24 protein-coding genes are annotated in these 23,681 nt (G+C 35.6%); 3 read left to right on the top strand and 21 right to left on the bottom strand.

What is annotated here, in order from left to right; translation table 11 throughout:
* Positions 1-45: 45 nt before the first annotated feature.
* The 8 genes from era to AC4BB2_RS06095 form a co-directional block, all read right to left on the bottom strand.
* Positions 46-948 (bottom strand): GTPase Era, encoded by a 903-nt coding sequence (gene era / locus AC4BB2_RS06130; RefSeq protein ID WP_490474544.1) that lies wholly within the window; start codon positions 946-948, stop codon positions 46-48.
* A gap of 12 nt (positions 949-960) precedes the next feature.
* Entirely contained in the window at positions 961-1,362 is a 402-nt protein-coding gene (locus tag AC4BB2_RS06125) for a diacylglycerol kinase family protein (protein ID WP_490474673.1), read from the bottom strand.
* Positions 1,346-1,822, bottom strand: a complete 477-nt coding sequence (ybeY, locus tag AC4BB2_RS06120; protein WP_490474543.1) for an rRNA maturation RNase YbeY — start codon at positions 1,820-1,822, stop codon at positions 1,346-1,348. Before ybeY ends, AC4BB2_RS06125 begins: the two co-directional genes overlap by 17 nt.
* Positions 1,822-4,020 carry an HD family phosphohydrolase gene (locus tag AC4BB2_RS06115; protein WP_490474542.1) on the bottom strand — a complete coding sequence of 733 codons (2,199 nt, stop codon included), beginning with the start codon at positions 4,018-4,020 and terminating at the stop codon, positions 1,822-1,824. Before AC4BB2_RS06115 ends, ybeY begins: the two co-directional genes overlap by 1 nt.
* A 33-nt stretch (positions 4,021-4,053) precedes the next feature.
* Positions 4,054-5,022 carry a PhoH family protein gene (locus AC4BB2_RS06110; protein WP_490474541.1) on the bottom strand — a complete coding sequence of 323 codons (969 nt, stop codon included), beginning with the start codon at positions 5,020-5,022 and terminating at the stop codon, positions 4,054-4,056.
* Between the two features lie 138 nt (positions 5,023-5,160).
* Positions 5,161-5,610 (bottom strand): GatB/YqeY domain-containing protein, encoded by a 450-nt coding sequence (locus tag AC4BB2_RS06105; protein ID WP_490474540.1) that lies wholly within the window; start codon positions 5,608-5,610, stop codon positions 5,161-5,163.
* A 25-nt stretch (positions 5,611-5,635) separates the two neighbouring features.
* Complete coding sequence (gene rpsU, locus AC4BB2_RS06100) at positions 5,636-5,812, bottom strand: 30S ribosomal protein S21 (protein ID WP_002356740.1); 177 nt, start codon at positions 5,810-5,812, stop codon at positions 5,636-5,638.
* Between the two features lie 207 nt (positions 5,813-6,019).
* The gene (locus tag AC4BB2_RS06095) at positions 6,020-6,448 is read right to left on the bottom strand and encodes a Fur family transcriptional regulator (RefSeq protein WP_490474539.1); all 429 of its coding nucleotides are present in this window, start codon (positions 6,446-6,448) and stop codon (positions 6,020-6,022) included.
* 98 nt (positions 6,449-6,546) lie between these two features.
* On the opposite strand from AC4BB2_RS06095, the gene AC4BB2_RS06090 reads away from it, so the two are divergent.
* Entirely contained in the window at positions 6,547-7,404 is an 858-nt protein-coding gene (locus AC4BB2_RS06090) for a pyruvate, water dikinase regulatory protein (RefSeq protein WP_490474538.1), read from the top strand.
* 60 nt (positions 7,405-7,464) lie between these two features.
* Here AC4BB2_RS06090 and thrB read toward each other — a convergent pair whose 3' ends face one another.
* The 8 genes from thrB to AC4BB2_RS06050 all read right to left on the bottom strand — a co-directional run bounded on the left by thrB (position 7,465) and on the right by AC4BB2_RS06050 (position 16,127).
* Entirely contained in the window at positions 7,465-8,328 is an 864-nt protein-coding gene (gene thrB / locus AC4BB2_RS06085) for a homoserine kinase (protein ID WP_490474537.1), read from the bottom strand.
* Positions 8,325-9,383 (bottom strand): threonine synthase, encoded by a 1,059-nt coding sequence (gene thrC, locus AC4BB2_RS06080; protein ID WP_490474536.1) that lies wholly within the window; start codon positions 9,381-9,383, stop codon positions 8,325-8,327. The genes thrB and thrC overlap by 4 nt, the downstream gene beginning before the upstream one ends.
* Before the next feature lie 4 nt (positions 9,384-9,387).
* A complete protein-coding gene (locus AC4BB2_RS06075) occupies positions 9,388-10,677 on the bottom strand; it encodes a homoserine dehydrogenase (RefSeq protein ID WP_490474535.1) in 1,290 nt (429 codons plus the stop codon).
* A gap of 134 nt (positions 10,678-10,811) precedes the next feature.
* A complete protein-coding gene (locus AC4BB2_RS06070; protein ID WP_490474534.1) occupies positions 10,812-11,099 on the bottom strand; it encodes an ArsR/SmtB family transcription factor in 288 nt (95 codons plus the stop codon).
* Positions 11,100-11,233: 134 nt separating this feature from the next.
* Positions 11,234-12,010, bottom strand: a complete 777-nt coding sequence (gene proC / locus AC4BB2_RS06065) for a pyrroline-5-carboxylate reductase (protein ID WP_490474533.1) — start codon at positions 12,008-12,010, stop codon at positions 11,234-11,236.
* 79 nt (positions 12,011-12,089) lie between these two features.
* On the bottom strand, positions 12,090-13,814 hold the full coding sequence (locus AC4BB2_RS06060; protein ID WP_490474532.1) for a phospho-sugar mutase: 1,725 nt from the start codon (positions 13,812-13,814) through the stop codon (positions 12,090-12,092).
* Between the two features lie 112 nt (positions 13,815-13,926).
* Positions 13,927-14,655 (bottom strand): nitroreductase family protein, encoded by a 729-nt coding sequence (locus AC4BB2_RS06055; protein ID WP_490474531.1) that lies wholly within the window; start codon positions 14,653-14,655, stop codon positions 13,927-13,929.
* Between the two features lie 29 nt (positions 14,656-14,684).
* Positions 14,685-16,127, bottom strand: coding sequence for an aminotransferase-like domain-containing protein (locus AC4BB2_RS06050; RefSeq protein WP_490474530.1), 1,443 nt, complete (start codon positions 16,125-16,127; stop codon positions 14,685-14,687).
* A gap of 428 nt (positions 16,128-16,555) precedes the next feature.
* Between AC4BB2_RS06050 and thiD the strand changes: the two genes are divergently transcribed.
* Complete coding sequence (gene thiD, locus AC4BB2_RS06045; protein WP_490474529.1) at positions 16,556-17,380, top strand: bifunctional hydroxymethylpyrimidine kinase/phosphomethylpyrimidine kinase; 825 nt, start codon at positions 16,556-16,558, stop codon at positions 17,378-17,380.
* 11 nt (positions 17,381-17,391) lie between these two features.
* Positions 17,392-17,940 (top strand): ECF transporter S component, encoded by a 549-nt coding sequence (locus tag AC4BB2_RS06040; RefSeq protein WP_490474528.1) that lies wholly within the window; start codon positions 17,392-17,394, stop codon positions 17,938-17,940.
* Between the two features lie 66 nt (positions 17,941-18,006).
* Here the strand turns inward: AC4BB2_RS06040 and AC4BB2_RS06035 are convergent, their stop codons facing one another.
* The 5 genes from AC4BB2_RS06035 to guaD all read right to left on the bottom strand — a co-directional run bounded on the left by AC4BB2_RS06035 (position 18,007) and on the right by guaD (position 23,437).
* Entirely contained in the window at positions 18,007-18,987 is a 981-nt protein-coding gene (locus tag AC4BB2_RS06035) for a permease prefix domain 1-containing protein (protein WP_490474527.1), read from the bottom strand.
* A 36-nt stretch (positions 18,988-19,023) separates the two neighbouring features.
* Entirely contained in the window at positions 19,024-19,344 is a 321-nt protein-coding gene (locus AC4BB2_RS06030) for a PadR family transcriptional regulator (RefSeq protein ID WP_490474526.1), read from the bottom strand.
* Between the two features lie 152 nt (positions 19,345-19,496).
* On the bottom strand, positions 19,497-20,474 hold the full coding sequence (guaC, locus tag AC4BB2_RS06025) for a GMP reductase (protein ID WP_490474525.1): 978 nt from the start codon (positions 20,472-20,474) through the stop codon (positions 19,497-19,499).
* Positions 20,475-20,669: 195 nt separating this feature from the next.
* On the bottom strand, positions 20,670-22,058 hold the full coding sequence (locus AC4BB2_RS06020) for a uracil-xanthine permease family protein (RefSeq protein ID WP_490474524.1): 1,389 nt from the start codon (positions 22,056-22,058) through the stop codon (positions 20,670-20,672).
* Entirely contained in the window at positions 22,055-23,437 is a 1,383-nt protein-coding gene (gene guaD, locus AC4BB2_RS06015) for a guanine deaminase (RefSeq protein WP_490474523.1), read from the bottom strand. The genes AC4BB2_RS06020 and guaD overlap by 4 nt, the downstream gene beginning before the upstream one ends.
* Positions 23,438-23,681 lie beyond the last annotated feature (244 nt).

Below are 23,681 nucleotides of genomic sequence, written 5' to 3'. Positions count from 1 at the left end.
AAAGAACAATTCCGCAATAAAGTAGAATTGTCCTTTTATTTCTAATTAATAATCGTCTTTACGGTAACCAAAATCTTGTAAATGAACTTTTTTATCACGCCAGTCTTTTTGAACTTTTACCCAAAGTTCCAAGTAGACTTTATCATCCAATAGATATTCAATATCTTGTCTGGCTTTAGTCCCAATCTGTTTAAGCATCTTACCACCTTTACCAATGATAATTCCTTTTTGACTATCACGTTCAACGATGATTGTTGCTTGAATACGGACTTTATCGTTTTCATCACGTTTCATTGAATCAACGACTACAGCAACTGAATGGGGGATTTCATCTCTAGTAAGCAACAACACTTTTTCACGAACTAACTCAGAAACAATAAAATATTCGGGATGATCGGTTATTTGATCATCTGGGAAATACTGTGGACCTTCTGGCAATTGATCCACAAGAATATCCATCAAGCGTTCTACATTGTTTCCTTCTGTTGCTGAAATTGGTACGATTTCTGCAAACTCCATCTGCTTTGAATAATCTTCAATGATGCCCAAAAGCTGATCTGGATGAACCGTATCTATTTTGTTAATAACTAAATATACTGGACTATTCATGGTTTTAAGGCGTTCAATGATGAAATCGTCGCCTTTACCTCTTTTTTGGTCAGCACTAATCATAAACAACGTAGCATCTACTTCACGTAAAGCACTATAAGCTGTTTCAACCATAAAATCACCTAAACGATGCTTAGGCTTGTGAATCCCTGGTGTATCAATGAAAACAATTTGCGCTTCAGGAACTGTGTAAATTCCTTGAATTTTATTTCTAGTCGTTTGGGCTTTATCACTCATAATCGCAATTTTTTGTCCGACAATTCGATTAAGTAAAGTAGATTTGCCGACATTCGGTCTTCCTACAATCGCTACAAATCCGGATTTATGTGTTTCTGTCATTGTTTCTCTCCTCTATAAAAAATCTTTTATTATCTGCCAAATTTTTGGGACAAACAACAGCAATCCAACGACCACAGCAAAACCTGTCGTTAATAGAACCGCGCCTGCAGCCATATCTTTTACTTTCTTGCCAATTGGATGAAAATGAAAATCAGTCACCATATCAACCACATTTTCAAAGACTGTATTTATGATTTCTACGACTAATACTAGGAAAATTGCCAATAGCAACCACAGCCATTCCGTAATAGCCAATTGGAAAATAAATCCAATAATAATAGCTGCTACTCCCATAAAAACGTGAGTCCTCATGTTGCGCTCTTCTTTAAAAACCGTACGAATCCCTTGAATAGCAAACTCAAGCGATGTAATAAAATGCTTGTTTTTCTGCGGCCGTTTATCTTTCGAGTCCATAGGCATCCAAAATCTCTTTCTGTAAGCCAAACATTTCTTTCTCATCATCAGGCTCCATATGATCATAACCATTTAAATGTAAAAAGCCATGTACAGCTAAAAAGCCTAGTTCACGTTCAAACGAATGACCGTATTCTTCCGCTTGCTCCGAGGCTCTTTCCGTTGATATCATAATATCCCCCAAATTTCTCGGAAAAAGATCTGCTTCGTCTTCAAAGATGATAGGTAATTCATCTTCGCCTTCTTCTTCCAAAGCAAAACTAATAACATCAGTCGGTGCATCTTTCCCTCGGTAATCCCGATTGATTACTTGAATACCCGAATTGTCCATAAATGTTACAGACATCTCTGTTTCTTCAGATATTTTCAGAAAATTTGCTGCAAACTGCAGCAAATTTTCTACTTCTTTTAAATGATCTTTTGATAAATTATTCGTTTCATCAATGAAAGTTATATCCACTAGTCATCTCTCTTTTCTTGTTCATCTTTCATTTGTTCAGCTTCTGATTTCATTTTCGGATACTTGATTCTTGAATGGAAAGTACTGCACAAACCGCTGACAAGAGATCTCTCAACTATACGAATCTCCTTCATCGTTAATCCGCAATCATCTAATTGTCCATCTGAAATTCGATCTTGAATAACATTATGAACAAAAGCTTGGATTTTATCATTTGTTGGAGAATCCATCGCACGAACAGCGGCTTCACATGTATCCGCAATACTGACGATTCCAGCTTCTCTTGTTTGAGGTTTTGGACCAGGATATCTGAAATCTGATTCAGCAATATCTGGATTTCTTTCTTTTGCTTTGATATAGAAAAATTTCATTAACGTTGTGCCATGATGTTGACGACAAATATCGATAACCATTTCAGGCATATGATAATCTTCCAAAATTTTAGCACCATCAATAACATGACCAAAAATAATTTGTTTACTGTCTTCTGGTAGTAAGAAATTATGCGGATTTTCTGCACCAGCAGGTAAGTTTTCTACAAAGAAATTGGCATGTTTTATTTTGCCTATATCATGATAATAACAAGCTACTCGTGTTAATAACGATCGCCCACCAATTTCAGCTACTGCATTTGCACTTAAACTTGCCACCATCATACTATGATGATAAGTACCAGGCGCTTCTTCCAGCAACTGTTTCAACAGAGGATGGTTAGGATTACTTAGTTCATTCAAAATGATCATACTATCGTCTGTTACCAATAATTCAATGTAAGGATGAAGCCCCATTGTTGCTAAAAAGGATAAAACTGCTCCAGCCAATGCACAAATCATCATTGTCCACGATTTACTATCAAACAAGCTCATTCCTTGGTAAATCATTAATATAAAATCCATACAAACTGGGAAGATGATTACCCAAAATACGGCTACCATTCCTTGCTCACTAATTCTTGTTCGTTTAACCACCGTTGCAAGAAGCCCAGAAACCATATAACTCACCAGGATGATTGTTAACGAGTTTGTACCTATTGAATTATAAAATATAAAGAGTGAAAATATCACTTGGAAAACAGCGGCAAGCACTCCTGCTCTCCTACTAACAAAATAATTCAATACAAGTGGTGTAAAGGCTGCTGGGAAAAACAATGAAATGTACATCATTTGTTCTGTTTGGAAAATTTGGAAAAACTTCATTAATAAAACACTTAATGACATTGCTCCTACATAAAATAGAACAAAATGACGACGTTTACCTTCTTCAGTTACTTGTTTAGTAAAGAATAACAGAACCAATACCTGCATTATGATAGATAACGCCAAAGCCACCATTGGAAATAATGAGGTACTTTGATTTGTTAGACCCAATAATTCGAGTTTTTCCATGGCTTTACTATCGATTTGTGTTCCTTCACGAACAATGATTTCTCCTTGATAGATCATCGCAGGTGGAACAGCGTCCATAGCATTTTGACGCATTTCTTTGGTCTTTTTATCATTAGCAAAATCATTTGCTACTATACCTTCGTTTACAATGTAACGAATTTCTTGTTGCATAATGTTGGTAACATCAAGAAATTGGATTTTTTCAATCGCATTTTGGCGAATGTTATCTAAATCAGCCTCACGAACATGATCTTTCATTTTTTCATCAACAATTTTTAAACCTTCAGTTTTTACTTGTTGAACTTGGTCTGCATCTAATGAAAAAATGTTTTGATAAAATACATTTGGAAACTTTTGATAAAAAGCCACCTCATCTTGATCCAACGATTCAAACTGAGCCTTTAAATTAGCAACTCTTTCTTCTATCGTTGGTTTAGGGACTGTTTCGTCTTTCTTTGCTTTGGCTTGTTTATCTTGATAGTCTTTATCTGTTTTTTCATTTGCCGTAACAATCAACTTGAATAGCTTTTCAATACGTTTGTGTTGAATATCTGCTGTTTCCTCCTGATAAATGTAATCTGGAGTGACAGCTTCAGCTGCTAGCTTTTTCTTTTGAGCTGTTTCATAGGTGTTCTCAACGTTTTTATTCGCCCGAATCGTATTTTCAGCAAGTTGACCTTCTTTTATTTCTACTTTCTTCTGATGAACACTGCCAAACATAACGATAAATAGAAAAAACGAAAAAACAAGTAAAAGAATGGGTATATAAGCTTTCCCTAATCTATCGCGTAATTTTAGTAATGAGTACTTCAACGGAATTTTCACTCCTTTCCGTATGGTTTCAATCTATTTTTGATTCTCTTTTTCGTAAGCTCGAATGATTTGAGCTACAACTGGATGTCTCACGACGTCTCCGGCATCAAAATGAACAAAAGAAATTTTATCAATTGAATTCAATGTTCTTTCTGCGTGAATCAGACCGCTAGCAACACCTTTTGGTAAATCAATTTGACTTGTGTCACCATTAACAATCATTCTTGAATTAAAACCTAACCTAGTTAAAAACATCTTCATTTGAGCAACAGTTGTATTTTGAGCTTCATCTAGAATAACAAAAGCATCATCCAACGTGCGTCCTCTCATATAGGCTAATGGTGCAATTTCGATTACCCCACGCTCCATCAAACGATTTGTATGATCCATACCAAAAACTTGATATAAAGCATCATAAACTGGACGCAGATAAGGATCAACTTTTTCCTTCAAATCACCAGGTAAAAAACCTAGACTCTCTCCCGCTTCAACAGCAGGACGAGTTAAAATGATTTTTTGAACCTCTCCTTTTTTTAGTGCCGCTATTGCCATAACAACTGCTAAAAAAGTTTTACCAGTTCCTGCTGGACCTATTCCAAAAATAATGTCATGTTTTCTTACTGCATCAATGTATCTTTTTTGACCAACATTTTTGATACGAATCGCTCTACCATGATGATCTTTAAGAATTTCTTCCTCATACATCGTGACAAAAGTATCCAAATCACCATTTCTCGCCATTTTCAAGGCTGACACAACATCTGGTGTACTCACTTTGATGCCTCGCTGAATCAATACTTGCAATGTGCGTAAAACAGATGCAATCAGTTGAACTTCAGATTCTTCACCAATTAATTGAATTGTCTCACCGCGTGTATTGATTGTCACTGCAGAATTATCTTCTAAATATTTTATATGTTTATCATGGGTTCCTAAAAGCATACTCACATCATCAGAATCATTTAATTTTAATTCTAAAGATATTGACTGATTTTCTGTCAAAAAACGCCCATCTCCTTTAATTTTTTCATTCCCTATAATCATACCATATTATTTATTTATAAAAAAGAAGTCATCTCTTTTGTATTGATTTTTTTGGACAAAAAAACCAACGGAAATCCGTTGGTCTCTTCATCTTGTCTAATTCTCTTGTAGTAATTCTTTTACAATTGCATTGACCTGATTGCCGTCTGCTTTACCTTTAACTGCAGGCATCACAGCACTCATAACTTTACCAAACTCTTTAGGTGAAGATGCTCCGGTCTGATCAATTGCCTTTTGAACGACCTGACGAATCTCTTCTTCAGAAAGTTGTTTTGGCATATATTTTTCAACAATTGCGATTTCGATTTTTACTTTGTCAGCAAGATCGTCACGTCCCGCATTTTCAAACTCTGATAAAGAGTCTCTGCGTTGTTTCATCTCACGAGATAAAACTGTTAACTCTTCTTCTCCGTCCAAATCACGGCCAGTTTTAATCTGCTCATTTTGAATGGCTGCTTTCAACATACGAAGTACCGATAAAGTATCTTTATCCTTAGACTTCATTGCTGTTTTGATATCGTCATTCAATGTTGTTAGTAATGACATACAACCAGCTCCACTTCATCGAAAACTAGAATTTTTTACGTTTTCTAGCTGCTTCAGATTTTTTCTTACGCTTTACACTTGGTTTTTCGTAGAATTCACGTTTACGAGATTCTTGTAAAGTACCCGCTTTTGAAACGGAACGTTTGAAGCGACGAAGAGCATCGTCAAGAGATTCGTTTTTACGAACGACAGTTTTTGACATGTTAATTCCCTCCCTCCGAGCTTAAAAAGTAACCGTTTTTTTTATTTATGAATTATTTGACATAAATAAAATACCGTTCTTATTACATTATATCGAATGGTTATTTTAACGTCAACCTTTGTATTGAAAAAATACATAAAAAAGTGCCAAAATGAGCAAAGTTTTGCACACATATGTAACATTCAAGCTTTTTTCTGAAAAAAAGTGTTATCTGCACTCCTCACATCGACCAAAAATCTCAAATCGATGCCCTTCAATTTCGCATCCACTTAATTGTTCTTTAAAAAAATCCATCGGGCACATGTGAATTTCTTTTGTTTTTCCGCAAACTGTACAAATAAAATGATGGTGATGTCCCACTTCGTGGCAACAACGAAAACGAAATTTCTTTTCTCCATTTAAATCAGTTGTTTCTAATAGCTCTAAACCCGCAAAGTCATGTAAATTGCGATAAATAGTATCGTAACTGACACCTTTATATTCTTGATTCATAAATTCATAAACTTCTCTTGCTGAAACATAGCGATTACGTCTAATTAAATATGTAATCATCGCTTCTCTTTTTTTTGTATATTTTAAGCCATGTTCTTTCATTACTGCTAATGATTGTTCCACTTTAGAATTAGATTGTGCCATTTTATTGCCTCCAAACGTCAAATCAGAATCATTACGAATAAGATTCATGAAGGTATGGTATAATAAAACCACAAAAAAAGCAAGAGAGGAATCCTATTATGACAACTGATGAACAAAAAAAATGTGTAACAATCTTTGTTATCTCTGATTCAGCGGGAGAAACAGCTTCAAAATTAGCAGCGGCTTCTATGGCTCAGTACCCTACTGTCGATTTTTCATTATTTAGACGAACATTTGCTAAAGAAGAAGATAAACTGAGAAAAGCTCTTGAAGATGCAAAGCGCGAAAATGCAATGGTTTTACATACTATTATTAATGAGCGTCTAGTGAAAATTGCCAATGATTTTTTTGAAGAACATAATTTGTACCATTTTGATATATTAACGCCTCCTGTAGCTGAAATCGAACGATTAACAGGTATTGCTCCAACTAGAGAAGCTGGTGCATTACATCATTTAAATGAAAATTATTTTAAACGGATCGAAGCAATGGAATTTGCGGTAAAATATGACGATGGTAAAGATCCCAGAGGTTTTCTAGAAGCGGATGTACTATTATTAGGTGTTTCTAGAACATCAAAAACTCCGCTTAGTTTATTTTTGGCCAATAAAAATTTAAAAGTAGCAAACTTACCTTTGATTCCAGAAGCACATTTGCCAAAACAACTTTGGGAAACGAATCCTAAAAAAATCGTTGGTTTAACTAATGATCCTAACATTCTAAATGGTATTCGAAAAGAGCGAATGAAAACTTACGGACTGCCAGCGGATACTTCTTATTCAGATATTGAAAAAATTAGAAAAGAGTTAGCTTTTGCAAATGACTTATATGAAAAATTAGGTTGTGTTGTAATCAATGTGGCTTCACTTTCAATTGAAGAAACAGCTTCAATGATTTTAAATGCTTTGAATTTAGAAGATCATAGCTATTATGCAACAGAGTCTCCAGAAGCATAATAACAACTAAAAAAACTAAAAGTAGTGAGATTATTAATTCTCACCGCTTTTAGTTTTTTTTTAAAATACTTGTATACCTTCTGTGTCAATTGATAAAACATTGATTGTCGCTGAAAGAGGAAGTCTTTCTAGTTCTTGAACCATTTTCTCTGTTTTTTCCTCTGGAGATAAGATCAAAACTGTTGGACCAGCTCCACTCAAAAATGCACCATATACCCCAACTGTATGCCCTAAAGTTCGAATTTGATCTAAGTGCGGTACTAGCTTTCTACGATACGCTTCATGCCATCGATCTTTTTCCATCATTACTCCAGCTAGTGGTAAATTACCATTCAATATTGCCGCAATCATTACATTGGCAATCGAACTAGCTTGTACAGCTTCTTTATATGACATAGAAGTTGGTAGTACACTGCGGCTTTCAGATGTTAATAAATGAACATCTGGAATATAAGCAATCACATCACACATTGGAAAATGATGTTTCACAGAATGAACCTCACCATCAACATAACTTGCAACAACAAAATCTCCGCAAATCGCGGGTGCTACATTATCTGGATGCCCCTCGATTTCAGTAGCCATTTGCAATTTATCTTTTTGAGACAAGTTAAGATTTCCTAAACGGTTAGCAAGCTCAATCCCGCCAACAATCACACTAGAACTACTGCCTAATCCACGTGCCAAAGGAATATCTGAGGTCATTTTCAAAATTCTAGGAGAAAGATTTGGCGCAATTTTTAGTGCTGTCTGAATTAGTAGATTGGTTTTGTCGTTGGGGATATCTGCCCCCAATGAATGCTCAATCTTCCATTCATCAGCATTTCCCAGTACTTCAATATTCAAATACTGAGAAAGTGCAATCCCACATGAGTCAAAACCTGGACCTAAATTTGCACTGGTTGCGGGAATTCTTATTTTCATAGTTCTGACACTCCGTTACGTAAATGCATGCGCATTTCTTCTAAATCACTCATTTTAGAAATTTTCACATCTGTTGCATTGATCGCTGTATCTGGATCTTTCAAACCATTTCCAGTAAAGACAGTTACTACTGTTTCACCGGGTTTAATTTTTCCACTCTTAACATGTTGAATCACACCTGCTAAAGAAGCAGCTGAACCTGGTTCTACAAACACACCGTCTTGAGCAGCGACTTTTCGATAAGCATTTAAAATTTCTTCATCTGTAACTGAATCAATGTATCCTTTTGATTCATCTCGAGCTGCTTCTGCCAATTTCCAGCTTGCAGGATTTCCAATTCGGATTGCAGTAGCAATTGTTTCAGGTTGTTCGATTACTTCACCTTTCACAATAGCAGCAGCACCTTCTGCTTCAAATCCGTGCATTCTAGGTAAAAGTGTGCCTTTTTTGTCATGCCATTCTTTAAATCCTTTCCAATAAGCAGAAATATTTCCCGCATTCCCTACTGGAATCGCTAAAACGTCTGGTGCTTGACCTAATTGCTCACAAACTTCAAAAGCAGCTGTTTTTTGCCCTTCTAAACGATATGGATTCACAGAATTTACTAAAGCTACTGCTTCCGTTTTTGCAATATCACGAACGGCTTTTAATGCTTCATCAAAATTACCAGGAATTGAAATGATATCCGCACCATAGATAATCGCTTGCGCTAGTTTACCCATTGCAATTTTCCCATCAGGAATAACCACATATGCTTTAACACCTGCCCTAGTAGCGTAAGCGGCAGCTGCTGCACTGGTGTTTCCTGTTGAGGCACAAACAATTGCTTTTGCGCCTTCTTCAACAGCTTTAGCTACAGCCATAACCATTCCGCGGTCTTTAAACGAACCTGTCGGATTCAACCCTTCGTATTTTCCATATAGATTGATTCCTAGTTCTTTTGATAAACTATGCAATGGAATTAAAGGAGTGTTTCCTTCTGCCAATGAGATCATAGGTGTTTTGTCAGTGATCGGTAGATATTCTTTATATTGTTTTAATAGTCCTTCGTACATCTTATTAGTCCTCCAATACTTTAAATGTATTTAATAGTTCAAATTCCTCTGTCGATTTTATTTCTTTCGTTACTTGTTTCATTTGCTCTTTAGTAATTGTATGTGTAATCGCAACAATCCTAGCTCTGGTGCCATCAGATTTTTGCTGAACTAATTGATCAAAACTAACATTTGCTTCTGTCATTATTTGTGTTAATTTTAAAATTTGGCCATGTCTATCTGGTACTTCAATAGAGAAATAATATTTCCCAGAAATGGTCTCATCCGCAGCTAATTTTGTGTCATGTTGATAGGAATTAAACATGTGCCCTGTAGTGCCTAGACGAATATTTTTAGCAATAGTAATAATGTCACTAACTACACTTGTTGCAGTTGGTTTCGCACCAGCTCCCGGTCCATAATACATTGACTCACCAACACCTGAACTTTCGATAAAAACCGCATTGTATTCGTTACGAACAGAAGCGATAGGGTGAGATTTTGCTACTAACATTGGCCCAACCTCAACAGCTATGCTTCCTGATTGATTCTCAGAAGAGCCAATCAATTTCACTTCATAGCCTAATTGAGCAGCCATTTCAACATCATCTAAAGATAAGCCACGGATGCCGCGAGTATCCACTTGATCGAGTCTAATATTCATTCCAAATGCAAACTGGCTTAAAATAACCATTTTGTACGCCGCATCGATTCCATCCACATCATTCGTGGGGTCAGATTCAGCAAAGCCTAATTCTTGCGCTTCTTTTAAGGCTTGATTATACGATTTTTTTTCAGTGACCATTTGTGTCAGCATATAGTTTGTCGTCCCATTAACGATTCCTAATACTTTTTGAATATTATCAGCCGCTAAACTATTGGCAATCGTTCGCAAAATAGGAATTCCTCCAGCAACACTAGCCTCATAATATAAATCGCAATGATGTTTTTGCGCTAAAGCCACAAGCTCGCTACCATGTTGCGCCAAAAGATCTTTGTTTGCGGTGACTATATGTTTGCCATTTTCTAAGGCTTTTGTAATGAAGGTTTTGGCTGGTTCAACTTTTCCTATCAATTCTACAATAATTTTAATTTCATCATCATTGATAATATCATCTATGTTTGTTGTGAGCTGGATATCAAATTTCTCAGCAAGTTGTTTTTTTTCCGCTTCATCACGTACCAATGCTTTTGAAATACTAATTTCCATCCCAGTCACCTGAGAAATTTTTTCTTGATGTTCTTGTAAAATTGTTGGTACACCGGATCCAACTGTTCCTAGTCCAAGTAAACCAACCTTCATTTTTTCCTTCATTCTTCTTCCTCCAACTATATAATTAGAAACATTTCATCTTATTCTAATAAAACATGGTTCTAGTATACCCAACTGACGTAAAAAAAACTACCCTTTTCTTTGATTTTCCCGAAGGAAACGATAGAAAAGGTGAGTTATTGGTGTTTGATATGTTCAAATGTTTGATTAAGAATATCTATAACATGGTGATCGTCTAATGTATAATAAATTGTTTTACCTTCACGTCTAGATTTCACTACGTGAGTATCTCGTAATAATTTTAATTGATGGGAAACGGCTGATTGTTCCATCGACAATTGCTCACCAATTGCTGTTACATTATATTCTCCTTTTTTTAATAATAGTAAAATTCGTAATCTTGTTGGATCACTCAACACTTTATAAAGCTGACTTACTTTTTGGATTTCATCGTTTTCTTTCATCGCTGAGCTTCCTTTCATAATTTGTCTAGCTTATTATAGCAAACTTTTTTCAAAAGGGGATAGATTTATTCTTTCCTCAAGAATAAAAAGACAAGCAGCTAAACGTCACCACTTGTCTTTGATTTTGTTTCTATTTAATTGTTTGCTTTTTTTACAGCATCCATCACAGCGTATCTGAAACCATTTTTTTCTAAAGCTGCAACACCTTTGATTGTGCTACCACCTGGTGAAGTTACGCCATCTTTTAATTCTCCTGGATGTTTTTTTGTTTCGATTGCTAATTTAGCAGAACCTAACATCATCTGAGCAATGATTTCGTAAGAAAGATTACGAGGCATTCCTTCCATTACTGCACCATCAGCTAGTGCTTCCATAAATATATCAACAAAAGCAGGACTGCACCCAGCAACTGTACCAAAAGTTCCTAGAATATTCTCATGGACTTCTTCCACTTTTCCTAACGATTCTAATATACGAGTGGCTTCGTCTTTTGATGCAGCTGGCATTTCAGCAGCAAAAACTGCACCAATCATTCCAGCATTGACACTAACTGGCGTGTTGGGAATAGCATGAACAACATGGATGTCTTTACCTAAAACACCTTGAGCCTCTTCCACTGTGTGCCCTGTAGCAACAGAAATAAGAATAGTATCTTTTGACATGTATGGTGCAGCTTGTTTTAAAATATCTAAAACAATTTTTGCTCCTGTAGCGATAAAAATAACTTGGCATTCCTTAAAGGCACTATAATCTTCGATTAATTTAAAACCAAATTTTTTCTGCAAAGCTTCTGCTGTACCGCTTGAACCACCTTTTACAAATAAATTTTCTGGTGTTACAGTTTTCGCTTTTAAAAGACCTTCAATCATAGCACTACCCATGTGACCGGCTCCGATAAATCCAATGTTCATCTTAATCACTCCTAATATATTTTTAAAATGAAAGGACTGAAATAAACTATCTATCCAGTTTTTTCAGTCCAAGTCATTTTTATTTAGTTAATGCATTAACTGCCTGCTCAAAATTCTTGATTTTTTGGTCTGCTTCCTCTTGAGAAGAAGCTTTTGTTGCCAAATAAAATTTGATTTTTGGTTCAGTCCCAGATGGGCGAATAGCTATCCAGCTACCATCTTCCAAGAAATATTTTAACACGTCTGATGGCGGAGTCGTTAATACTTCGACTTGTCCATTAGCTAATGTACGAGTTAATTCTTTGAAGTCTTCTGTTTGCGTCACTTTTATATCAGCAAATGAAGTTGGTGCTTCTTCACGGAATTTTTTCATTAAGGCTTTGATCTTTTCACTACCTTCAATACCGCTCAACGTAACTGAAATGGTTTTTTCTTCGAAATAGCCATATTCTGCAAAGATATCTTGCAATCCATCGTAAAGTGTTTTTCCTTGTTTTTTATAAAATGCAGCTACTTCAGCCAATAAAACAAGTGCTTGAATTGCATCTTTATCACGGACAAAAGATTTTACTAAATAACCGTAACTTTCTTCAAAGCCAAACATAAATGTTTGTGAATGATCTTCCTCATATTGCTGGATTTTTTCTGCAATAAATTTAAATCCAGTTAAAACATCCACCATTTTTGTCTTGTATTTTGAAGCAATAGCTGTAGCTAATTCACTAGACACAATTGATTTCAACACAACTGCATTTTCTGGTAACGTACCAGCTTGTTTATGAGCTTCCAAAATATATTGAATCATAATCGATCCTAATTGATTCCCTGTTAGAACTTGATATGCTCCATTAGGCAAGCGAACAGCCGCTCCCAAGCGGTCAGCATCTGGATCTGTTGCTATCAACAAATCTGCTCCTTCTTTTTCACCTAAACGAATCGCATATTCAAAAGCAGAATGTTCTTCTGGATTCGGTGATTTAACTGTTGTAAAATCTGGATCAGCAATCGCTTGTTCTGGAACAAGTACAAATTTTTCAAATCCAGCTTGTTTTAAAGCCTTCTCTCCTAGCATTTTCCCTGTACCATGTAATGGTGTATAAACTAACTTTAGTTCTTTGCCCATATCATTGACCAATTCTTGATTGATCGTAACGTTTTTCACTTCTTTTAAATACGCAGTATCGACTTCTTCACCAATAATTGTGATTAAATCATTCTCTTTTGCTTTATCATCAGATATGACTTCGATTTTTAATGGATTCTCAATTTCACGAACATACTTAGTTAATGCATCTGCATCCGCTGGCGGCATTTGTCCACCATCAGCACCATAAACTTTATAACCATTATATGCAGCAGGATTATGAGAAGCTGTAATCATGATCCCTGAAAAAGCGTTCAAATAACGGACAGCAAAAGACAACTCTGGCGTTGGTCGTAAGCTTTCAAAAACAAACGCTGGAATATCATGTTGCGCTAATGTTTTTGCTGCTTCCATCGCAAATTCCGGAGACATATGACGTGAATCATACGCAATCGCAACCCCACGACGCTTTGTTTCTGCACCTTGTGCATCCATAAAACGAGCTAAGCCTTCTGTGGCTTGGCGAATCGTAAAAATATTCATCCGATTAATGCCTGCGCCTAAAATCCCACGCATACCGGCTGTTCCAAACTCTAATGGTGCATAAAAAGCATCCTCGCATTTTTCAGGATCTTCTTTTAAATCGCGTAATTCTTTTTTCAGATTTTCTGGTATGTTTTCTTCATTTATCCATTGTTCATATACTTGTTCCCAAGACATGTTTAGCACCTCTTTTTATCATTTGTATTCTTACCCACTAGTTAGTATATCATTCCATCGTCTTAGAAGAAAGTGATGCCCTGAAAAAAGCTGTTTTCTAATCCAGTTTAAGTTATTTTTTCAATAGTCCTTGTATTTTCAATAGTTGTTCTGTCATCATTAATGGTTCAGCTGCAAAATAGTCCGAAAATTTTTGACTCCACTCTTTTGTTTCCCTTGCTTCACCAAATATTTTCATCGTTTCATTGTATTCTTCAATCAAAGAATAGCTGTATGGCTGATACTTATCATAATGAACTACTGCCTTTTCAGGTAAACGTGGTTTGACTTTCATCTCTACAATTGGTTTGCCTATACTTAAACCAAATAATGGAAAAGTATATTCTGGTAACCCTAGTAATTGGCTAATCTCTTTTCCATGTTTACGAATACTTCCTACAACTACTGACCCTAGACCTAGACTTTCTGTGGCAATCACAGCGTTTTCTAAAGCCAACGCCGCATCTGTAATAGCCAAAATAATTGGCTCGATACTTTCGTCAATTGGATAGTTGCTTTCATGTGCAGTGCTCACCATTTTTGTCCGATAAAGATCACCAACAAAAATTAAAAAAACTGAACTTTTCAACATTTGAGGGTTACCTGGATTCCATTTTACAAATTGCTCTCGAATTGTTTTATCTTTAACCACAATGATGCTATAAAACTGACCATTCATCCAACTTGGTGCTTGACGGGCAGCATCTATTATTGCCTGCAGTTCATCTTGTTTCAGTAAATAATTTTCGTCAAAATCTCGATAGCTGCGACGATTTTTCAATAGTTCAATTGTTTCATTCATGCTGATTCCCTCCATTTACTCCTATTTTATCATAATGTGAGTGAATCAGAAGCAATTGTTTTCGTGATTTTCTTCAATTTATTTTCAAATATTGGCAGTTTGTCTTCATCAACTCTAGAAAAATTGATCCGAATACTATCACGATTTTCACTAAAGATAAAACTTGGAGCTATTAATAAGCCTTCTTGTAAAAAAAATGACCAATCCTTTTGTCGTAAATTTCCTTGTTTCCATTTTGCCCACAAATAAAAGCCGCCTTTAGGCATTTCAACTTCCCACTCATCCATTTTAGAGACAACATTACATACTGCCCGTCCTCGCTCTTCTACTTTTTGCTTCAAGTAAGAAGTTTTGGCTGAAAAATCTTCATCAGTTAATGCTAAATTCGCTAATACTTGTGGGAAAATACTCAATGAAAAATCCATCATTTTTCTAGCTTCAGCTAGTTGTTGATTCACAGACGATGGGGCACTTAACCAGCCAATTTTTGTGGTTGAACCAAGAATTTTTGAAAGAGAACCAATATATAGCACATTTTCTGAATCTAATTTTTTTAACGGCTGGATTTGATCGGATGAAACAAAATTTAGTTTACTAAAAACGTCATCTTCTAATATTGGTATTTGGTAATTTTGACATAATTTAACTAAGGCTTTTCTTCTTGTCATCGACATCGTTTTACCTGTCGGATTTTGAAACGAGGGATTGACCATGACCATTTTTACTCGATGTTGACGAATCATTTTTTCAAGTGACTCAAGACAGATTCCCTCCTGATCCATTTCCACTCCATAAAGACGAATACCTGCCGCTTGAAAAATCGGTAATGCATAAAGAAAAGAAGGATCCTCGATTGCCACACTATCCCCAGATTGTAGCAGTACTTGTAGGATCAAAAATAACGCTTGCTGTGCTCCGGAAGTAATTAGTAAGTTTTCTGCTGGCAACGAAAAACCATACTCTTTTTCAGTCTCTCGGCTAATAGATTGTCTTAATGGAAGATAACCTAAGTCATCCTGTTGCTCTTCTTCTAAAAAATGTTTCCAAGTTAATGGAGGAAAAGCAAAAGTTGGAATCAAATCTAGAGGCAGCTCCCCTGTATATAAGTCTAATATAGGTACATTGGATTGCTTGATCAACCTCTCTATCTGCTCGACAAAAGGATCTACTTTGGCAAATGCATTTTGCTGAAGATATTGTCGCCAATTGGTTCTAGGTGCCGTACTTATTCCCCATTTCCCCTCATTCACGACCGTTCCACTACCTTGTTTTCTGACAATCCACCCCAAAGAAACAAGTTCATCTAATGCATGAACAACAGTTGAACGGTTGACTTGAAAAGATTCTGCTAGTTTTCTTTCAGAGGGTAAACGCTCACCTGGAAGTAGTTGTCCTTTTTTTATGTAAGATAAGATTAGTTCAATGATGCTTACGTAAATTGGTACACCTTTTTCTTTTTTTAATGACCACATATCTGTGCCTCCTTTTGGATTGTTGATTTGGACTTTGTATTTGATAGAGTGTGTTAGTCTTATAATTTTTCTGGAACTGGGCGTTTTTTTGCTGATTTATGGTATTTGATGGAAGAATCAACTCTCTCTTTGGTCGTCTTGTACTGCTCAATATCGAATCATTTCATTCTTCGTGTTTCAAAACCAAGGATCAACTCTCCCTTCGGTCGTCTTGTACTGCTCAACATCGAATCATTTCATTCTTCGTGTTTCAAAATCAAGGATCAACTCTCCCTTTGGTCGTCTTGTACTGCTCAACATCGAATCATTTCATTCTTCGTGTTTCGCATCAATTGGATGACCTGAAAATAACCCAATTGGCTGTTTTTGTCAACTGATGTTTGTTTTACAATGGATATATTAAATTATTTGTGAATAGGGGTTAAAGTATGATCAAAAAAGTATTGACAGTTGCTGGTTCTGATTCTAGCGGCGGTGCAGGAATTCAAGCGGATTTAAAAACATTTGAAGAATATGGAACGTTTGGTTTTTCGGCTTTAACTAGTATTGTGACGATGGATCCTGATGAAGGTTGGAGTCATTTGGTTACTCCTATTGAGCCTGAATTAGTGGAAAAGCAATTAAAAACCATTTTTGCAGGCGGCTCTCTTGATGCAATGAAAACAGGGATGCTTGGAACCATTGAAGCAATTGAAATTACTCGAAATTATATTGATAAATTTTCGATGGAAAATATCGTGATTGATCCAGTTATGGCTTGTAAAGGGACAAGTGAACTTTTACAGCCGGAAAATGTCGCTGCAATGACTCGTTTACTTTTACCCAAAGCAACAATCACAACACCAAACTTAGTAGAAGCAGGGATTTTATCTGGAATGGGCGATTTGACCTCTATTGATCAAATGAAAGAAGCCGCAAAGAAAATTATTGCGTTAGGTCCTAAAAATGTCGTAATCAAAGGCGGACACCGTTTGCAAGCTGATAAAGCCATTGATCTTTTTTATGATGGTTCTGATTTTACTATTTTAGAAAATGAATTATTTGCAACAGATTACAATCATGGTGCTGGTTGTACATTCGCTGCTGCAGTTACTGCTGGTCTTGCTAAAGGTTATTCAGTCGTTGATTCTGTTGCTCTTGCTAAAAAATTTGTGGCCGCTGCAATCAAAAATGGTCAAAAAATCAATCCATTTCTTGGGCATGTCTGGCATGGCGCTTATAATCATGCAGAAGATCGAATGACAGAGAATTAAGGAGTGATTTTATGAATAAAAAAAATTCAACAACTTCTATTGTGTTAGTAGGATTATTTGCTGCATTGACCATTCTAGGCACCATGATAAAAATCCCTTTACCAACTGGTGCGTTCGTTCATTTAGGCAATGCTGTTTTGCTACTTGCAGTCCTTTTAATTGGTTATAAAAAAGGTGCTTTGGCTGGTGGCTTAGGGTTCGCTATTTTTGATGTTTTAAATGGATTTGCAGCTGAAGCGCCTTATTTTATTATAGAAAGTTTTATCGTCGGTGGTGCAGCAGCTTTAATGATTTTGTTTTTTCATCGTAACATAGATTCAATCTGGAAAATCATTGTTGTAGCTTCCGTAACTGGTATTGCAAAAATCATCATGACTCAATTAAAAAATACCATGATGGGACTTCTTGCGGGTGCTGATTTTAATGTCTCTTTTGCAAGTGCTGTATCAAAATTACCCGCAACATTCATTAATGTAGCCATTACTATTGTTATTGTAACTCTCGTTTATTTTCCATTGAAAAAAGCTATGGATATAATTTTTACAAAGCAATCATTTTAGTTATTCATACAAAAAAAGACTCCACTTATTTTAACTATAACGTCAAAATAAGCGGAGTCTTTTTAATTATTCTTTACCAAAAATACTTTCAACTATCCAAAAGGCAATCGCAGCTACAGGAAAAATGCTCCAATTGGTTCCCCAATTACCTAAGACAAATCCTTGTAGTAAAAAAATTCCTACAACGATTGGCCAGTAAACTTTTTCAATCGTATTGAGCCAAACAGGTCTTTTGCTATCACGTTCTGCTTTTGCTCTTGGACCTGGCTCATCTTCGTCTGAAATAAAGTAAGTATGATCAATAAATTTAGAAAAACTCCCCGTAATCATCCCACCAAAAATAAAGAAGAAAACCCCAAAAGAAACGATTACCAACATTCCAGCTAAACCTAATAATTCACTTTCTCGTGACTGATTTAATATAGTAAGTAAGACTACAGGTATCACTGACAAAATACATAATATGACTCCTACAACAATACAAAATACAAACGAGCGTTGGAAATTTTCTTTTCTTAATTTCATTTCATTTTTCACTTGTCGAGAGATAAATCGATCATCTAATTTTTTATTTGAATTAGCTATACTTGTTCCTGCAATAATGAACAGGGCAACACCAATCGCTATACCAATGAAGAGAAACATCAAACCAACCCCTAAGCCATAGTTTTCTCCTAATAGGCTTATTGTAGTAAAAAATGCAGCTACACCGATCATGATCATCATTACACCTAAACCGATTAATGTAGCACCTTTGCGTCTAACATCTAGAAAATCAATCGATTCCTCTATAGTAATTTCATCAATTTCATACCCTTTTTCATCAGCAAATTCCTGTTTTATATTCATTTCTTCTAATAATTCATCAATCGAACCAAACTCCGAAATCACTGCACCAATTGCTTCATTTTCGGATTTTCCTTGTTTTTTTAAATCTTCATATCTGTCTTCTGCACTTGCTAATAAATCTTCTTTTAGTTGTATTGTTTGTCTTGTTTCTTGGACTCCTATAAACAGGCTATCAATATAATCCCTGATTGTTTTCATTCCTTTTCCTCCTCGTAATCTAAAAAGCGCAACAGGTTAAATAATAAAACGTTCGACAACTTTTTTTGTCAGTAACCATTCGGCTTTTTTTTCTTCCAAGTATTGTTTTCCAGACGACGTAATTTTATAGTACGTTCTTTTCTTCCCATGTGTGATTTGACCCGGGAACGATTCGATAAATCCATTTTTTTCTAAACGGTTAAAGGCTGAATATAGTGTTGTTTCTTTGATCGAATAGTTGTTTTCAGAAATTTCTGTGATTCTTTTAGAAATGGCATAACCATAAGAATCCCCTTCCTGTAAAACAGATAAAATGAATGTGTCGTTATATCCTCTTATTGCATCGCTACCGATCATTGGACCACCTCCAATTACTCTATCAGATGTACTACGTCTGTCGTTGTAATTATCATACCATGATTACTACGACAGGTAAAGTAAAAAACAAAAGAAGACTAGGAAATAACTCTGCGAGTCATCTCCTAGTCTCAAATAATCTACCTCTTTAATTAAATTGTGTCACCATTAAAAATAGAATTTTTCACAATAACATAATCTACTTTGCGGATTGCTTCAAGATCGCGTCCACCTGCATATGAAATGGAAGATTGTAAATCTTGCTGCATCTCTACTAAAGTATCAGCTAAACTGCCTTTATGCGGAAGCCAGATTTTCTTTCCTTCAACATTTTTCTTTTCACCTTTTTGGAATTCTGAGGCACTGCCGAAGTATTCTTTATAAACAACACCATCTTCAACTTTTGTCTCACCAGGAGATTCTTCATGTCCTGCAAATAACGATCCTATCATAACCATTGTCGCACCAAAGCGAACTGACTTTGCGACATCTCCAGGTGTACGAATACCACCATCTGCAATAATTGGCTTTCTAGCTGCTTTGGCACACCAACGTAGTGCTGCTAATTGCCAGCCGCCAGTACCAAATCCTGTTTTGATTTTTGTAATACATACTTTACCAGGACCAATTCCAACTTTTGTTGCATCAGCTCCAGCATTTTCTAATTCACGAACTGCTTCCGGTGTCCCAACATTACCAGCAATAACAAAAGTATCTGGCAAATGTTTTTTTAGATGCTGAATCATATTAATCACAGCATTAGAATGACCATGAGCGATATCGATTGTTACATAATCAGGAATCAAATTACGCTCGGCTAGTTCTTCAACAAATCCGTACTCGCCTTCTTTTACACCTACACTAATTGAAGTGATTAATCCTTTTGCATTCATTTTTTCAATAAACGGAATTCGAGCACTTTCATCAAAACGATGCATAATATAAAAATAATCATTTTTCGCTAAAAATTCTGCAATTTCTTCATCAATAATCGTCTGCATATTTGCAGGAACAACTGGCATTTTGAAGGTATGCTTACCTAATTTCACCACTGTATCACATTCGGAACGACTGTTCACGATACATTTATTTGGAATTAACTGGACATCTTCGTAATCAAAAACTTTCATACTTTATTGCCTCCTAGTAAGTTCTATTAAAAATACGCAAAAACACGAACATTAAACATAAAATCGTTCGCATTTTCCAACACCTATGCTAATTTACACTATTTATTCGTGAAAGTCAAAGGTAAATAACGAAAATTGTATAAAATAAATTCCGATCGTTCGGTTTTTGACAAAAAAATCATTATTCATTAGCTATTAAACAGTTTTTATATCGTTTTTTTCTATTATCATTGCCTGCTCTATACTCTGTTTCCCCAACTTTTCTGTAGGCAATAGACGATTTAAAATTATCGCTGCAATAGAAGCCGTCGCAACAGAAGAACCAAATAAATACTGTAAAATTTGAGGCAAAGATTGAATAAACTCTTTAGGTATCAAAGTTAAAGCGATAGTTAAAATCATGGGAATCGCAATCACGTACATTTCTTTTTCACCGATTTCAACTTCTTTCATTACTTTGAGACCACTTATTGAAATAATACCGCATACAATGACAAAAACGCCTCCGATAACAGGTGACGGGATGGAAGAAATCAGCGTTGATAGTTTTCCTGATAAACCGAAAATAATAAACCACGCTCCTGCTGCAATAAATACTTTTTTACTAGCAACACCAGTAATCGAAATAATTCCTGCATTTGTTGAGTAACCTGTAACGGGTGTTGTTCCCAATATAGACGAGATAAAACAACCGATTCCTTCTCCTATAACGCCACGATTAATATTTTCATCTGTCAGAGGCTCTTCACAAACATTACTAACTGCAAACCAAGTTCCTGTTGTTTCAGCCATCAATACAACATAAATAATAACCATCGTTAAAATAGACGATAAATCAAATGAAAAATGAAAGTCCACAAAGGGTAATTGTGGAACGCTGACTAACTGTGCTTTAGATACTTGAGATAAATCAAGTATCCCCATAAATTGTGCAGCAAAGCAGCCAACTACCAGCGCTAGAATCACCGAAGAAATTCTAAAGATACGTCCTTTTCCAGGAAAACGCGAACCAATCATCGCAAACAAAATAAGCGTGGATGCAGCAATAATCGCCAATAAAATATTTTGTCCTAAATCTCCTGAAGCTTTAAAAACATTATCATTTAGGGCGACAGGCATCAATGATAATCCTACAATAAAAATAATCGTCCCACCAACAATCGGTGGTATAAAGGCTTTAATTAAACGGTTAAAAATACCTGTTAAGCCCAAAATAATCACCAAAACGGCTCCAACCAAACTAGCACCTAAAACGGTTCCCCACCCGTTACCACTTTGGTTATTTGCAAAGTAAATACCTGTAACTGCACCAATCGGAATAAAGGACGGGCCTTGCGCAACTGGCAATTTCATACAAAAATAAGATTGGATAATCGTAGCAAATCCAGCAGCAATAAAAGTGGATTGAATTAATGCCGAAGATTCTTTTGTTGTTAAACCGATAATTGAAGCTATGATAAATGGAACAACATATACATCCATCGCTAACACATGTTGAATGCCTAAAAGAGCTGATTGCCCAATTGATAAATCATCATTGGGACCTACTGTTAATTTTGATTTTTTTATTTGAGTCTCTGTCATTTTATTTTTGCACCTCTAGTATCCTTCTTATTTTTAGCATGAACTTGTCTTCCTTGAATCCAAACTTCTTCGATGCTTTCAGGTCGTGATAAGTAAAGAATTTTTTGAAAAATATCCATTAAGGGTTCTTCCTCAGAAAAAATAGGTAACTCTTGAGTATTGATAATTTGGACATCCCACGCATAATCAATCGCTAACTTTCCAACAGGTAAGCTTAAGGATTCGCCACCTCCAGCGGTGGCTAAATAAAATGCTTCATTCAATGTAATACTAGAATCAGGAACACCACGTGTTTCACTACAACATTCTTTATCTACCCCATCTTCTAGCATGCGAGAGGACATAACTGCTTGTTTGATGTTATCAAAAATACTTGGTGAAAAGCCTCCAGAAATATCACTGCCTAAACCAACCTCTATTTGATATTCATTTATTAATTTAGCAATAGGTGTCACAGCATTGCCAAAATAGGCATTGGATATCGGACAATGGGCAACGGCTGTTCCTTTTTCTGCAAACAACTTCATGTCTTCATCAGAAAGAAAACCACAATGAGCCATGACTGCTTTTTCTGTCAATAAACCAAAATCATTCAAGGCAAAAGCATCATTTTTTCCAAATCTTTCTTTAACAAAGGAATGTGCCCAGTCACTTTCACTGCAATGGGATTGAATATGAATATCATATTTCGCAGCTAATTCCCCTAATCCTTTTAATGATTCATCTGTGCAACTTGGGATGAAACGAGGCGTTACAACTGGATAAACGCCCTGAGGAGTTTGTTTATTTAGTTCCAATACTTCTTGTATAAATAATTCTGTTTCTAAAAGAGCGGTCTGTGTACTAGCGTCACGATAATACTCTGGATTTTGTTCTTCATCGTCCATTACAACTTTTCCTACTAGTCCTCTTTGACCTTTTTCACTACAAATTTCAGCTAAACGGCGGCTTGATTCCCTATGAACGGTAGCATAATACAGAGCTGTTGTTGTTCCATTTTTTATTAACTGTTCGACTAGATCGGAATAGACTTTTTCAGCAAATTGTTTTTCAGCAAATTTTGATTCCAACGGAAATGTGTATGTGTTTAACCAATCGTATAATGGCAAGTCAAGTGCCGTTCCAGCCTGGGCCCATTGTGGTGCGTGAATATGAAGATCAACGAATCCTGGTAAAATATATTGCCCATCTTTTAATTCTTTCAACTTATTCTTAACTGAATACTCCTCGATTATCTTAGGATATTCTTCTTCTGATGATGAAATAATTCTAGTAATCGTTCCGGTTTCAGAAATACAAAATAATGCATTTTCAAAAACCTTTATATTTTTTGAATCAATACTAGTAAATGCGGTACCCTTAACGACAAATTTAAACAAAATAAACACCCCTTTCATAACAATACAAAAATAGTATACACAATAATTCGTGTATATCACACACTTTTCTTTTAAAACAAGTAAAAAAAATGGGTATTACGATCAAAACACGAACAATAAACCTTCGTTGTAAACTAAAATTTACAATATATTGTTTTACTCCATAAAGATATTTATATGATTCCTAAATTTTTCTAGAACAAGTATCTATGGCTTTTGATTCTGTACAGAATTGAGTTATACT

This window comes from Enterococcus sp. AAFC-DPL-5146 (assembly GCF_058216635.1).
This window is presented reverse-complemented; position numbering and strand designations above follow the sequence as displayed.